This window comes from Nonomuraea sp. KM88 (assembly GCF_052245635.1).
Classification (GTDB): domain Bacteria; phylum Actinomycetota; class Actinomycetes; order Streptosporangiales; family Streptosporangiaceae; genus Nonomuraea.
Window position 1 is genome coordinate 170,475 of the sequence record NZ_JBQQCC010000017.1, and the last position, 13,162, is coordinate 183,636.

13 protein-coding genes and 1 tRNA gene are annotated in these 13,162 nt (G+C 71.2%); 11 read left to right on the forward strand and 3 right to left on the reverse strand.

All coding sequences use genetic code 11. The annotated features are described in order from the left end of the window. Positions 1-46 precede the first annotated feature (46 nt). Together ACTWPV_RS38515 and ACTWPV_RS38520 are read left to right on the forward strand one after the other, a co-directional pair. On the forward strand, positions 47-307 hold the full coding sequence (locus ACTWPV_RS38515; protein WP_443155556.1) for a type II toxin-antitoxin system Phd/YefM family antitoxin: 261 nt from the start codon (positions 47-49) through the stop codon (positions 305-307). Beyond that, positions 304-561 carry a Txe/YoeB family addiction module toxin gene (locus ACTWPV_RS38520; RefSeq protein WP_443155557.1) on the forward strand — a complete coding sequence of 86 codons (258 nt, stop codon included), beginning with the start codon at positions 304-306 and terminating at the stop codon, positions 559-561. Before ACTWPV_RS38515 ends, ACTWPV_RS38520 begins: the two co-directional genes overlap by 4 nt. Positions 562-658: 97 nt before the next feature. Here the strand turns inward: ACTWPV_RS38520 and ACTWPV_RS38525 are convergent. Together ACTWPV_RS38525 and bcp are read right to left on the reverse strand one after the other, a co-directional pair. Next, positions 659-741 (reverse strand) — tRNA-Leu (locus ACTWPV_RS38525). 133 nt (positions 742-874) lie between these two features. Next, positions 875-1,348 carry a thioredoxin-dependent thiol peroxidase gene (gene bcp, locus ACTWPV_RS38530; protein WP_347649830.1) on the reverse strand — a complete coding sequence of 158 codons (474 nt, stop codon included), beginning with the start codon at positions 1,346-1,348 and terminating at the stop codon, positions 875-877. 150 nt (positions 1,349-1,498) lie between these two features. On the opposite strand from bcp, the gene ACTWPV_RS38535 reads away from it, so the two are divergent. Further along, a complete protein-coding gene (locus ACTWPV_RS38535; protein ID WP_443155558.1) occupies positions 1,499-1,831 on the forward strand; it encodes a DUF3618 domain-containing protein in 333 nt (110 codons plus the stop codon). A gap of 84 nt (positions 1,832-1,915) precedes the next feature. Here ACTWPV_RS38535 and ACTWPV_RS38540 read toward each other — a convergent pair whose 3' ends face one another. Beyond that, positions 1,916-3,109, reverse strand: a complete 1,194-nt coding sequence (locus ACTWPV_RS38540; protein WP_443155559.1) for an amino acid deaminase/aldolase — start codon at positions 3,107-3,109, stop codon at positions 1,916-1,918. A gap of 137 nt (positions 3,110-3,246) precedes the next feature. Between ACTWPV_RS38540 and ACTWPV_RS38545 the strand changes: the two genes are divergently transcribed. The 8 genes from ACTWPV_RS38545 to ACTWPV_RS38580 all read left to right on the forward strand — a co-directional run bounded on the left by ACTWPV_RS38545 (position 3,247) and on the right by ACTWPV_RS38580 (position 13,151). After that, positions 3,247-3,846, forward strand: coding sequence for a DUF6286 domain-containing protein (locus ACTWPV_RS38545; RefSeq protein ID WP_347649827.1), 600 nt, complete (start codon positions 3,247-3,249; stop codon positions 3,844-3,846). After that, positions 3,846-4,340 carry a hypothetical protein gene (locus tag ACTWPV_RS38550; protein WP_443155560.1) on the forward strand — a complete coding sequence of 165 codons (495 nt, stop codon included), beginning with the start codon at positions 3,846-3,848 and terminating at the stop codon, positions 4,338-4,340. Before ACTWPV_RS38545 ends, ACTWPV_RS38550 begins: the two co-directional genes overlap by 1 nt. Before the next feature lie 247 nt (positions 4,341-4,587). Then, positions 4,588-5,757, forward strand: a complete 1,170-nt coding sequence (locus tag ACTWPV_RS38555) for a sensor histidine kinase (protein ID WP_443155561.1) — start codon at positions 4,588-4,590, stop codon at positions 5,755-5,757. A 14-nt stretch (positions 5,758-5,771) separates the two neighbouring features. Then, entirely contained in the window at positions 5,772-6,422 is a 651-nt protein-coding gene (locus ACTWPV_RS38560; protein WP_443155562.1) for a response regulator transcription factor, read from the forward strand. A gap of 115 nt (positions 6,423-6,537) precedes the next feature. Next, positions 6,538-7,284: an ABC transporter ATP-binding protein gene (locus ACTWPV_RS38565; protein WP_443155563.1), complete on the forward strand. Its 747-nt coding sequence runs from the start codon at positions 6,538-6,540 to the stop codon at positions 7,282-7,284. A 1-nt stretch (position 7,285) separates the two neighbouring features. Then, positions 7,286-9,775, forward strand: a complete 2,490-nt coding sequence (locus ACTWPV_RS38570; protein ID WP_443155564.1) for an ABC transporter permease — start codon at positions 7,286-7,288, stop codon at positions 9,773-9,775. Positions 9,776-9,972: 197 nt separating this feature from the next. Then, a complete protein-coding gene (locus ACTWPV_RS38575) occupies positions 9,973-10,914 on the forward strand; it encodes an ATP-binding cassette domain-containing protein (protein WP_443155565.1) in 942 nt (313 codons plus the stop codon). Continuing rightward, complete coding sequence (locus ACTWPV_RS38580; RefSeq protein WP_443155566.1) at positions 10,911-13,151, forward strand: alpha/beta fold hydrolase; 2,241 nt, start codon at positions 10,911-10,913, stop codon at positions 13,149-13,151. Before ACTWPV_RS38575 ends, ACTWPV_RS38580 begins: the two co-directional genes overlap by 4 nt. Positions 13,152-13,162 lie beyond the last annotated feature (11 nt).

The following is a 13,162-nucleotide window of genomic DNA, read 5'->3' on the forward strand; positions in this document are numbered from 1 at the left end:
ACCATCGAGTGGTACCATAATGTTGTACGACTCGACAGGAGGAGACGTGTCCATCACCGCCAGCGAGGCGCGACGTCGCCTCTTTCCGCTCATCGAAGAGGTCAACAACGACCGCAGTGCCGTGGAAATCGTCTCCAAGAGCGGCAACGCCTACCTTGTGGCTGCGGAGGAATACGAAGCTCTCCAGGAGACGGCATATCTGCTCCGCTCCCCCGCCAACGCACGCCGGCTGATGGAGTCTTATCACGAGGCGGTCACAGGTCGCCACGAGCCGCACGAACTGCTGGACGACGAGGCAACTCGGTGAAGGTGGCGTTCACCAGCCAAGGATGGGAAGACTACGTCCACTGGCAGACAGCTGATCGGCAGATTCTCAAGCGCATCAACCGGCTCATCGAGGACACCTTGCGCGACCCGTGCGAGGGCATCGGCAAACCTGCGCCCCTCAAGTACGCGCTGGCAGGCGCATGGTCGCGACGTATCACGGATGAGCATCGCCTGGTGTATCTCGCCGAGAGCGACGAGATCGTCATCCTGCAGGCCCGCTACCACTACGGCTAGAGGGCACGTGGATGCCGATTGTCGCGTTGGTCGAAAATGCCGGGCCAATACGGAGAAATAGCAAGCTAGCAGGAAGGGCCCGATGGGCGTTCGCTTGTGCGGGCGGGGGGATTCGAACCCCCACGGTGTCTCCACCAACAAGACCTAAACCTGCCGCGTATGCCATTTCGCCACGCCCGCGTAGTCCCCGCCGAAAGCGGGCTTCAGACAGTTTAGCGCTCCGGGTGAGGACGACGCGCATCCGTGATGAACGCCGGCCGGAGAAGGGCCCGAAGAAGGGCGCGGGCCCTTTTTCGCGGGCCCGCGAACCGGCTCAGGCCAGGCCCAGCTTCTTCTTCAACGAGGCCACGTGCCCCGTCGCCTTCACGTTGTAGAGCGCCTGCTCCACCTTCCCGTCGCCGTCGATGACGAACGTCGAGCGGATGACCCCCACGATCTCCTTGCCGTACAACTTCTTGGGGCCATAGGCGGCGTACGCCTTGTGCACGACGAGGTCGGGATCGGAGAGCAGCGGGAAGGTCAGCGCGTCACGCTCGACGAACTTGGCTAGCTTTTCCGGTTTGTCCTTCGACACGCCGAGGACCACGAAACCCTCTGCGGTCAACTGGCTGAGGTTGTCACGGAAGTCGCAGGCCTGCTTGGTGCAGCCGGGCGTCATCGCGGCGGGGTAGAAATAGAGGATCACCCGCTTGCCGCGGTGGTCGCCGAGGGAAACGGTGGTTCCGTCGGCGGCGGGTAGCACGAACTCGGGCGCGGCGTCGCCGGGCGCGAGCTTGGTCTCTGTCATGGGGCCCTCCTCGGTTCTTCCCGCAAACCTACCGGCCTGGCCACCGTGCCGTACGGCCCGCCGACCTGACAGACTGATCACGACCACTACGGCCGCAGCCCGCACGGCACACGAAGCGGGGGCGGCCACGCACGGTCGAAAGGAGAAGCCATGGCTGACACCGATCCCGACGAGCTGGAGCGGCGGATCGCGCGGACGCGCGCCGAGTTGGCGCAGACGGTCGACGCCATTGCCGACCGGGTGAGCCCCAAGCGGGTCGCCGAACGCACGGTGAGCGACGTCAAGAGCAGGGCGGGGCACTTCGTGGCGTCCGTGGGCGACGCGCTCGGGGTGGCGCCGCGGCCGGCCGGCTACGCCGACGATGGCGAGCGGGCGTGGGACGAGGAGCGGCCCGACCTGGGTCCCGTCCTCATCGGGGTCGGGGCGGTGCTGGTAGTGGGGGCGGCCCTCGTGTTCTGGCGCCGCCGCCGGCAGCGCGCCTGACGCTCCTGTGCACCGGCCGGTCACGCCGGGCGTGCCCGGCACTCCGCAGGCCGCCCGGGCTCGCCCGGCGCGTCACGCCGGAGGTCAGAGGAAGGTCTTGCCCTCGCCTCTGTACGTCGGCACCGATCCGGCCAGGGTGTCCCCGTCGACGAGGTGGAGCGTGTCGAACCGCTCGCACATCTCGCCCGCCTTGGCGTGCCTGAACCACACCCGGTCGCCGATCCGCAGGTCCTCGGCGGCCTGGCCGAGCAGCGGCGTCTGCACCTCCCCCGCGCCTTCGTCCGGAGAGAAGCGCAGCCCCGCCGGCAGGTAGGGCTGCGGCAGGCGGCTCCTGCCGGCCGCACCGGAGGCCGGATAGCCGCCCCCGAGCACGGTGGCGATGTCCGGCGCCGGGCGGCGTACGACCGGCAGGGCGAAGAGGGCCGCCGGATGGCCGGTGAAGCCGCGGTAGAAGTCGAACAACCTCGGGTGGAAGAGTCCGGATCCCGCCGTCACCTCCGTGACGGCCTTCTCGCGTACGGTGCGCTCGATGGAGCCGGTGCCGCCGCCGTTGACGAATTCGAGGTCGGCGACCCGGCGGACGGCGTTCACGACGCGGCCGCGCCTGACGACGAGCTCCCGGGCGGAGCACGCCTGCATGACTCTGATCGCACGGGCGAGCAGGGCGTTGCCCGGAGCGTCGTCGCCGACTCCGGCGATCTGGGCCTCGTAGGCCAGCAGCCCGGCCAGGCGGAGCCCCGGGCGTTCGGCGATGGCGGCGGCCAGGTCGGCGGCCTGCTCGGGCTCGCGGATCGGGGAGCGCAGGGCTCCCGCCCGGAATCTCCCGCCCAGGGCGACGTAGCCGGCGTCGATGTCGAGGCAGATCCGGAGCTCGGCCCGAGGACGCACTCCGTCCACGGACGCCTCGATGAAGTCGAGGTGCGCGAGCGAGTCGACGGTCACGGTGATGCGCCCGGCCGCGACCGCGTCCCCGGCCAGTTCGGCGAGCGCGTGCCGGTCAGCCGTCGGGTAGGCGACGAGGACGTCCGCGCACCCGTGCCGGGCCAGCCACAGCGCCTCGGGCAGGGTGAAGGCCATGACGCCCTGGAAACCGTCCATGGCCAGGATGCGTTCGAGCAGCGGACGGCTGCGCAGCGATTTGCTCGCCACCCGGATCGGTTTGCCCGCCGCCCGGCGGACGAGGTCGGCCGCGTTGGCCCGCATGGCCGCCAGGTCGAGGATCGCGAACGGAGGCTCGAGCGCCGCAGTGGCGCGATCATAGCGCTGGCGGGCATCCATACCAGCAGCGTAACGACATATCAGGCAAATGAATATGAGCGGCTTTCATATTAGTCCTCGTCCCCGTAATGATCAGGCAAATCGGCGGCGAGGGCGCGGTTCAGGCCATGCTGCTCCCCTGTACTTCTGTCCTTGTGATGACCACGCTTCAGCAGATACTGCCCGGCGCCGCCGCCACCCCGCGGCTCACCGGACTGCGCAGGGCGAACAGGGCACTCAGGCCGGCCAGGACCCTCCCAGGGGCCGTCGTGGCGATCGCACTGACCGCGGGGCTGGGCCTGACCACGGCGGAGCTGGTGTCGGGACTGCTCGGCGCGCCGCTCGGCTGGGTGCCGGTGAACGAGGTGGTGGAGCTGGCGGGCAGGACCGCGTGGCCGAAGGTGTCCACCGCCGCCCTGGTCGTGGGCGGCGCCGGCGTGCTGATGGTGCTGCTGGCCGTCGTGCCGGGCACCTCCAGGCTGGTCGCGGTGGAGACGTCCGACCCGCTGATCGTCATCGGCATCACCCGCCCGGGCCTGCGCCGTACGCTCGCCGCCGCGGCCCAGCAGGTGGCGGGCGTGGACAAGGCCCGGGTGCGCCTGCGCAGGCGCACCATCGAGGTCACCGTCGTGACCGACGCCGAGAGCACCGGGGCGATGCTCAGGCAGGTCGGCACCGCGGTGGGCGACCGGCTCGCGGGTGTGGGCACGCTCGGCACCGGCGAGGTCGTGGTCCGGCTGCGCAGGAAGGCACTGTGATGCGGCAGTACGCCGGCAACCGGGTCGGGCTTGCCGTCGTCGGCACCGTGCTGGCCGGGCTGGGCGCGTACGCGTGGTTGCGCGGCGAGGGCCGTCTGTCCGAGCTGCCGCCCAAGGGGAAGGTCCTGCCGGCGCAGCTCCACCGGACGCTGGCCGAGGAGCCGTGGAGCATGTGGCTGCTGGCCTTCGCCCTGCTGCTCCTGTCGCTGGTCTCGCTGCGCTGGCTGCTGCTCTGCCTGGGCTGGGGCCGCCGCGGCACGCCCAACGGCACGGGCACCGCCATGTTGTTCGTCGGGCTGAAGAACGTGGAGAACCTGGGCAAGACCAAGGTGCGGGTCGGCGATGACGGCCTGCGGATCAGCGTGACCTGCCCGTCGGAGGCGGACATGGGCGCGGTGGTGGGCAAGCTCGACCAGGACATCGTGGGGCGCATCCGGCGCGAGATCCGCGACGACGAGATGTGCACGGTGGTCCGCCTGCACGTGCGCCGTTAGGCTCCGGAGCGCCGGGGGCTACTGGGTCGCGCGGCGTTTCTTCGTCACCGCGCGACCCGGGCGTCTTGATCATGATCCGCCATCACGATCTCCCTTTACTCACCCACAAGGGGCGCTCCCGATGAGCAAGAATGCCCGATCGCCTGTAAGCCCGGCGTAAGGGAACGGTCACGTCAGACCTGGGTCGTACACACACTTCACCCTCCAGGCTGACCAAGACCCCACTATAGATACATATCTTGAGGATGTGTTCGGAAGCGTACAGGCGTGGTCGAGACGCCACGAGAAGCTGGCCGCCGTCCTGCGTGTGGCGCCGCTCGGCGCGCTGTGCCTCATCACGGCAGTGCTGTACGCGGGACGTGAGGCGCCGGGCGGTGGCGTCAACCCCGGCGTGATCTCGTACGTGGGCTTCTCCGCAGCGCTGGTCGTGCCGCTGGTGTGGCGCGACCGGCCACGCCTGTCCTTCGCGATCATCGCGCTGGCCAGCTTCTTCCAGTGGGTGGCCGACGTCGACCCGATGCCCGCCAACATGGCGGTGCTGATCGCCCTCTGGGGCGTGGCCTACCGGTGCTCGTTCCACTGGGCGCTGGCGGCGCTCCTCGTGTCGGAGGTCGGGGTGCTGCTGGTCCTGGTCAACTGGCTGGTGCCCACCTTCGGCATGTTCTTCAGCGGCTCGATCCTCGTGGTGACGATCTGGCTGACCGGCCTGTACGCCAGGACGCGCAGGCACTATCTCGAAGGGCTGGAGGAACGCGCCGAGCGGGCCGAGCGCGAGCGGGACCAGCAGGCCAGGATGGCGGCCGCCGCCGAGCGCGCCAGGATCGCCAGGGAACTGCACGACGTCGTGGCGCACAACGTCAGCGTGATGGTGGTGCAGGCCGACGGGGCGGGCTACGCCCTCGACCACGATCCCGAGCAGGCCCGCCTGGCCGTCACGACCATTTCCAGGACCGGCAGGGCCGCCCTCGCCGAGATGCGCAAGCTGGTCGGGGTCCTGCGCGAGAACGAGAGCGCGGCGACCGACTACACCCCGCAGCCCGGCCTGGACGGGTTGGAGAAGATGGTGCGCGAATCGGCCGTGCCCGCCCGGCTGCGCATCGGCGGGAGCCCCGCCGACCTGCCCGAGGGCCGGCAACTCGCGGTCTACCGCATCGTGCAGGAGGCGCTGACCAACGCGCTCAAACACGGCGGACCCGGCGTGCGGGCGGACGTGGAGATCGACTTCACCGGCCCTGACCTGCTCATACGCGTGACCGACGACGGCCGGGGCGCGGCGGCGCCCACGAGCCATGACGGGCACGGCCTGATCGGCATGCGCGAGCGCGTCGGCATGTACGGCGGCGCGGTCTCGGCCGGCCCGCTGCAGGGCGGCGGCTTCGAGGTGCTGGCCCGGTTGCCCATGGCGGAAGCGGCGTAGGGGGAAGCGGCCGGGTGATACGCGTGATGCTCGTCGACGACCAGGAGTTGCTGCGGGCCGGGTTCAGGATGGTGCTGGGGGCGCAGCCCGACATCGAGGTCGTGGCGGAGGCCGGCGACGGCGTCACCGCGCTGGAGGTCCTCGAGTCCACCGACGTCGACGTCGTGCTCATGGACGTGCGCATGCCCCGCATGGACGGCGTCGAGGCCACCCGGCTGATCGAAGGGGCGAAGGTGCTGATCCTCACCACGTTCGACCTCGACGAGTACGCGTTCGCGGCGATCAAGGCGGGCGCGGCCGGGTTCCTGCTGAAGGACGTGCCGCCGGCCGACCTGGTCAACGCCATCAGGCTCGTGCACGCGGGCGACGCCGCGGTGTCGCCGCGCACGTTGCGCCGGATGCTGGACACGTTCGCCGCCCAACTCCCCGGCCAGGCGCCGGCGGCGGCGGACGACCTGACGCCGCGCGAGCGCGAGGTGCTGCTCATGGTGGCGCGCGGCCTGTCCAACGGGGAGATCGCGGCCGGGCTGGAGGTCGCGGAGGCGACGGTGAAGACGCACCTGGGCCGGGTGCTGGCCAAGCTGAGCCTGCGGGATCGGGCGCAGGTGGTGGTGTACGCGTACGAGGCCGGGCTGGTGGTGCCCTCCCATCGGCCGAAAGGCTGACCGGGGTCATCTGGGGGCGCACCTGAAGTCCCTCCTCAGGGCCCATGGATCCCGGAATCTCCGCCCCTAGCGTTGGTCGCGTTGAAGCCCGCGCCCCCAGGGAGAAGGAGTGAAGGTGACGCTCACCGAACGCCGAGCCGCGACCGCTGTCGTGGCCACGGAGCTGACCAAGGTGTACGGCCAGGGCGACGCCCGGGTGCACGCCCTGCGCGAGGTGAGCGTGGCCTTCGCCACCGGGGCGTTCACCGCCATCATGGGCCCGTCGGGCTCGGGCAAGTCCACGCTGATGCACTGCCTGGCCGGTCTCGACACGGCCACGTCGGGCACCGTGCACCTCGGCGACGTGGAGCTGACCGGCCTGTCGGACCGGCAGCTCACCCTGCTGCGCCGCGAGCGGATCGGGTTCGTCTTCCAGGCATTCAACCTGCTGCCGACGCTGACCGCGGAGCAGAACATCCGCCTGCCCCTGGAGATCGCCGCCCGCCAGGCCGATGAGGCGCTGGTCGACCGGGTCATCGAGACCGTCGGGCTGACGGACCGGCTCTCGCACCGGCCGACCGAGCTGTCCGGCGGCCAGCAGCAGCGCGTGGCCGTGGCCAGGGCGCTCATCAGCAAGCCACAGGTGATCTTCGCCGACGAGCCGACGGGGAACCTGGACTCCCGCAGCGGCGCCGAGATCCTGTCGTTCCTGCGCACGTCGGTGCGCGAGCTGGGCCAGACCATCGTCATGGTCACGCACGACCCGGTCGCGGCGTCGTACGCCGACCGCGTGGTGTTCCTGCGCGACGGCGAGCTGGTCACCGAGATCGCCGCGCCGACGCCGCAGACCGTGCTGGACACGCTCGTGAAGCTGGAGGCTTGAGGTGCTGAGGACGGCTCTGGCCGGGCTGCGCGCCCACACGCTCCGGCTGCTGCTCACGTCGCTGGCGATCATGCTGGGCGTGGGGTTCATCGCGGGCACGTTCGTGCTGAACGACACCGTCGAGGCGGGTTTCGCCCAGCGGGTCACCGCCGACGCGGGCAAGGTGGACGTCGCCGTCCTGCCCGAGGGCCCCGGCTCCGTGCTGCCCGAGCGCGTGCTGGAGCGGATCCGCGCCCTCGACGGCGTGACGGAGGCGCAGGGCCTGGTCCGCGGTGCCGCGCCGCTGCTCGGCAAGGACGGCAAGACCGTCGGCGACCTCCCCACCACGGCGATCTCGATCGTCACCGGCCCGCTGGACCGCGCCGACATCGTCGCCGGCACCGGGCCCGGCACCGACGACCGGGCCGCCGTGCTCGACGAGAACACCGCCAGGGCCCAGGGCTTCCGGCTCGGCGACACCATCACCGTGCTCGACGCCGGGAAGGCAGAGCACCGGTTCAGGCTCGTGGGCCTCCTCGACACCGGCCTCGACCAGGACCTCTCCTTCACCGGCGCGGTCGGCTTCACCACGGCCACCGCGCAGCGCATGACGGGTGCCAGGGGCTACCGCGAGATCGACGTCGCGGGCTCGGCCCCCGGGCTGAAGCAGGCCGTCACGGCGGCCGCCGGCGGCGCGTACACCGTCAAGACCGGCGACGAGCTGGCCTCCGACCTGGCCAGGGCGGCCGGGGTCGAGACACGGATGTTCACGCTGGGCCTGCTGCTGTTCGGGGCCGTGGCCATGATGGTGGCGGCCCTGGTCATCTACAACACGTTCACCATCCTCGTCGCCCAGCGCACCAGGGAGATGGCGCTGCTGCGGTGCATCGGCGCCACGCGGGGGCAGGTGTTCGGCTCGATCCTGCTGGAGTCGGCCGTCGTGGGCGCGCTCGCCTCCGCGCTGGGGCTGCTGCTCGGATACGGTCTGGCCGCGCTCACGCTGACGGTGCTGGCCGCGGTCGACGCCCCGCTGCCCACCGACGCAGCCGTCACGCTCTCACCGGTCACCACGGCGGCAGGGCTGGCCGTCGGCCTCGCGGTCACGGTGTGCGCGGCCCTGCTGCCCGCCAGGTCCGCGACCCGTGTCCCGCCGGTCGCGGCGCTGCGCAGCCAGGCCGAGGAGCAGACGTTCCGTGCGGGCCTGCTGCGCGGGCTCTTCGCCGCCTTCTTCCTGGTGGCCGGGCTCGGCACCACCGCCGTCGGCGTGTTCGTGCTCGAACCCGGCCGGGAGATCTCGCTGCTCGTCGTGATGGCCGGGGGCACGCTGACGTTCCTGGCGGTGCTGATCTTCGGCCCGGTGCTGGTCAGGCCGCTGAGCGCGCTGGTCGGCTGGATCCCCGGCAGGCTGTTCGGGGTGCCGGGCCGCCTGGCCGTCGGCAACTCGGGACGCAACCCGAAGCGGGCCGCGACCACCACGGTCGCCCTGACGATCGGGGTGACGCTCATGACGCTGATCTCGGTGGTCACCGCGTCCACCAGGCTGACGATGACGGCCAAGCTCGACGAGCAGTTCCCCATCGACTACGTGCTGATGGACCAATCCCGCGACTCCGTCGTCCCGAGGACCGTCGCCGAGAGCCTGCGGGACGCGCCGGAGCTGGCCTCCGTGGTGCAGATCCGCCAGGCCGAAGCCACGATCGGCGGCCGGCACGTGATCACCGGCACGTTCCGCGGACCCGTCGAGCCCTACGTCACCGCCGGTTCCATGGCGGGTTTCGGCGCGGGCCGGGTGGCGCTGCGGGACAACGAGGCCGAGGGCCTGGGCGTGCGGGTCGGCGACTCGGTGCGGCTCAGGACCGCGCGGGCCGGGACGGTGCCGCTGGAGGTGGTCGCGCTGCTCGACGGGAACCAGTCGGTGCTGCCGCCGGTCACCGTGGCGGAGACCGCCTTCGACACCTACTTCGGGGCGGTGCCCGACGCGCGGGTGATGATCCGCATCGGTGACGGCGTGCCTCCCGACCGCGCGCGCGAGGTCGTCGACGCGGCCGCGGCTCCCTATCCGAGCGTGAAGGTGTCGAGCTCGACGGAGGTACGCGGCCAGTTCGACGAGACGCTGGACATGCTTCTCATGATCATCACCGGGCTGCTGGGACTGGCGATCCTGATCTCGCTGCTGGGCATCGCCAACACGCTCTCGCTGTCGGTGCACGAGCGCACCAGGGAGTCGGCGCTGCTGCGGGCGCTGGGCCTGACCCGGCGGCAACTGCGCGGGATGTTGTCGGTCGAGGCGCTGGTGCTCGGGCTGATCGGGGCGCTGGTGGGCGTCGTGTTCGGAGGCGCCTTCGGGTGGGCCGCGATCATGGCCATGCTGGACGGCGCCGTCTTCTCAGTGCCGGTCGCGCAGATCGTGCTGTTCGTGGTGCTCTCCGGCGTGGCCGCGGTGCTGGCGGCGGTCCTGCCGGCCCGCCGGGCCGCCCGGGCGTCGATCACCGGTTCCCTCGCCACCGGCTGACCCGGAGCCTTCGAGGCTCGGGCGGAACGCTGGTCACGTGCTCAGGGCAGTGGGGCTGGGTCCACCTCCCGGGGTGGCGATTTTCCACCCCGGGAGGTGGACCGGCACCCATGGAGGCAGGCCCTCGTGACCGCGAGGCTGGGCAGGCCCGATCAGAGCGTGCTGATCGTGCCCGGCCAGGCGAAGGAGAGCGGGACGTGATCGAAGTGAGGGGACTGAGCATGCGGTACGGCCGCACGCTCGCCGTGGACGACCTGACCTGCACGGTGAAACCGGGGCTGGTGACCGGGTTCCTGGGACCGAACGGAGCCGGCAAGTCCACGACCATGCGGGCCGTACTCGGGCTGGAGGTCCCCTCCTCGGGTGAGGCGCTGGTGGACGGGCGACCGTACGCGTCGCTGCGCCGGCCCTTGCGCACGATGGGGGCGCTGCTGAACGCCGGGGCGGTGCACGGCGGCCGCTCGGCCCGCGACCATATCGGCTGCCTCGCGCGCAGCAACGGCATCGGCCGCGCCCGTGTGACCGCCGTCCTCGACCAGGCCGGCCTGACCGACGTCGCAGGCAAGAGGATCGGCGGCTTCTCCCTCGGCATGAAGCAGCGACTGGGCATCGCGGCGGCGCTGCTCGGGGACCCGGCGGTGCTGATGTTCGACGAGCCGCTGAACGGACTGGACCCCGAGGGCATCCGCTGGCTGCGCGGCCTGCTGCGTTCGCTGGCGGCCGAGGGCCGTACCGTGCTGCTGTCCAGCCATCTGATGAACGAGATGGCATTCACCGCCGACCACGTCATCGTCATCGGACGGGGCCGGCTGATCGCTGACACCGGCATGAACGCCCTGGCCGGGCATTTCGAGGGTGACGTGCTGGTCCGCACGCGTCACCCGGAACAGCTCACCGCCATCATGCGCGGGCACGGGGCGACGGTGGTGGCCGAGGACGACGGCGCCCGGGCCGTTGCTCTGTCCGTCCATGGGCTGGACGCGGCCGAGATCGGCGCGCTGGCGCTGTCCGCGGGGATCGCGCTGGTGGAGCTGTCTCCGCGCGCCGCGTCCCTGGAGGAGGCGTTCATGCGGCTCACGGAGGACAGCACCGAGTTCAGAAGCGAGAGCGGGAGCACTCAGAAGGAGGCCGTGCGGTGATCGACGTGATCGCTTCCGAGTGGATGAAGCTTCGCACGCTCCGCTCGAACGTCTACGTGCTGGCCTGCTCGGTGGCGGCCGTCCTGGCCTGCGCCGGGATCGCGTTCATGATCGGCCGCGGGTTCGACGGCCAGACGCTGGACGAGAAGATGGCCTTCCCCGGCAACGGGGACGGCATCGGCAACGGGATCGCGGTCGCCTACTTCGTGTTCGCCGTGCTGGGCGCGCTGGCGATCACCTCGGAACACAGCACCGGGATGATCCAGACGAGCCTGGTGGCCGTGCCACGCAGGCGGGTGCTCCTGCTGGCCAAGATTCCCGGCCTGGCCGCGGTCGCGCTGGTGGCCGGCCAGGTTCTGGCGTTCGTCATGCACGCGGCCTCCATGGCGGCGCTCGGCGACCGGGCCGGGCAGCTGCTCCGCGAAGGGGTGACGCTGGGCACGCCGCTGTCGGATCCGGGCGTGCTCCCCTCGGTGATCGTCGCCGGGCTGTCGATGGCCGCGGTCGCCCTGATCGGGCTCGGCGTCGGGGCCGCCGTCCGCTCCACCCCTGGCGCTCTGGTCGTGCTGGCCGTGATCATCGTGGTGCTGCCGGTGGTGGCCAAGACGCTGCCCATGCCGCTGCGCGCGCAGGCCGGCTCCTTCATGATCGAGAACCTGCCGCTCCAGATCGCGCGGGTCGGCGGCGGCATCCTGCCCCCCGCCGCGGCGGCGGGGCTGCTGGTGGCGTACGTGCTCGCCGCGCTGACGGCGGGCGCCACGGTGATCACGATGGCCGGGCGCCGGATCAAGGTGCTGGCGATCGGCGCTGCCGCGGCCGTCCTGGTCTCGGCTGTGCCTGCCGCCGCGGCGAGCTCGCCGGACCCCGCATCGACGATGGCCTGGGCGGACTGCGCGGACAGGACCCTCGTCAAGGAGATGCGCTGCGCCTCGATCAAGGTGCCCGTGAACTGGGCCGAGCCGTCCGGGCGGAAGATCGACCTGACCGTCGGGCTGCTGCCGGCCACCGGCGCCCAACGCAGGATGGGCACGGTGTTCGCGATCCCCGGCGGGCCGGGCGGCTCGGGCGTGGAGGATCTGAGCAGGAACGCGGGCAGCTTCGCCGAACTGCGCGATCGTTTCGACGTGGTCAGCGTCGAGCCCCGCAACACCGTCGACAAGGGCGTGCTGTCGTTCGACTGCCTGTTCTCCGGCCCGTGGATCACCTGGCCCGACACCCGCGCCGAGTACGCCGAGCTGGGCAGGCGCAACCGGGCGGCGGCGCAGCGATGCCGCAGCGCCGACCCCGAGTTCTTCGACCACATGGATTCCGCCTCCGTGGCGCGGGACATGGAGGCGATCCGCGTCGCTCTGGGAGAGGAGAAGCTGAGCTTCATCGCCAACTCCTACGGCGGCAGACCCGGGATCGAATACTCCCGGCTGTTCCCCGGCCGGGTGCGCGCGATGGTGTTCGACGGCGCGGTCAACCCGTACGAGCACCGTGCGCAGAGCAGGCTCTCCCATGAGGAGTCCTTCGCCCGCTTCGCCGCCTGGTGCGCGGCGAAAACCACCTGCGCGCTGCACGGCCAGGACGTCGGCGAGGTCTGGAGGGCGCTGGTGGCGCGGGCAGACCGTGTCCCGGTGCCGGTCAAAGGCGAATCGCCGGCGGCCGCCTACAGCGGGTTCGACATCAAGGAGGCCGCCGCCCCCAGCATCATCTCGCCAGGTCAGGAGCCCGACCTCCCCCGATGGACGGAGCTTGCGGAGGCGATCAAGCGGGCCGTCGACGGTGACGCCTCAGGGTTCGCCGACTACGTCCGGCAGGCCAGGAAAAGCCCGAAGGTGCCCTCGTCCACCGGGATGAACATGACCCACTGCCTCGACGGCATCGTCTTCCGCGACTACGAGGAGTACCGGCAGAGGCGCCGCGAAGGTGAGCGCCTGCTGCCCAACATCGCCGGGACCGAGCTCTGGCACCCGCTCGGCTGTGTCGGCTGGCCGACCCCCGTCACCAATCCGCCCGGGCCGCTGCCCGCCGAGGAACTGCCGCCCTACCTGGGTGTCGGCTCCTGGACGGACTACGGCAGGAGCGCGGACATCGTACGGCGGGTACCGGGCTCGGCGGCGGTCCAGTACCAGGGACACGGCCACGGCCTCTACAACGCCGGGAACTCCTGCATCATCGGCCACGTCAACCGCTACCTGATCAGCCTGCGCCTCCCCGCGCGGGGCACCGTGTGCCCCAAGACCGTCACCTGACGGCCGCCCGG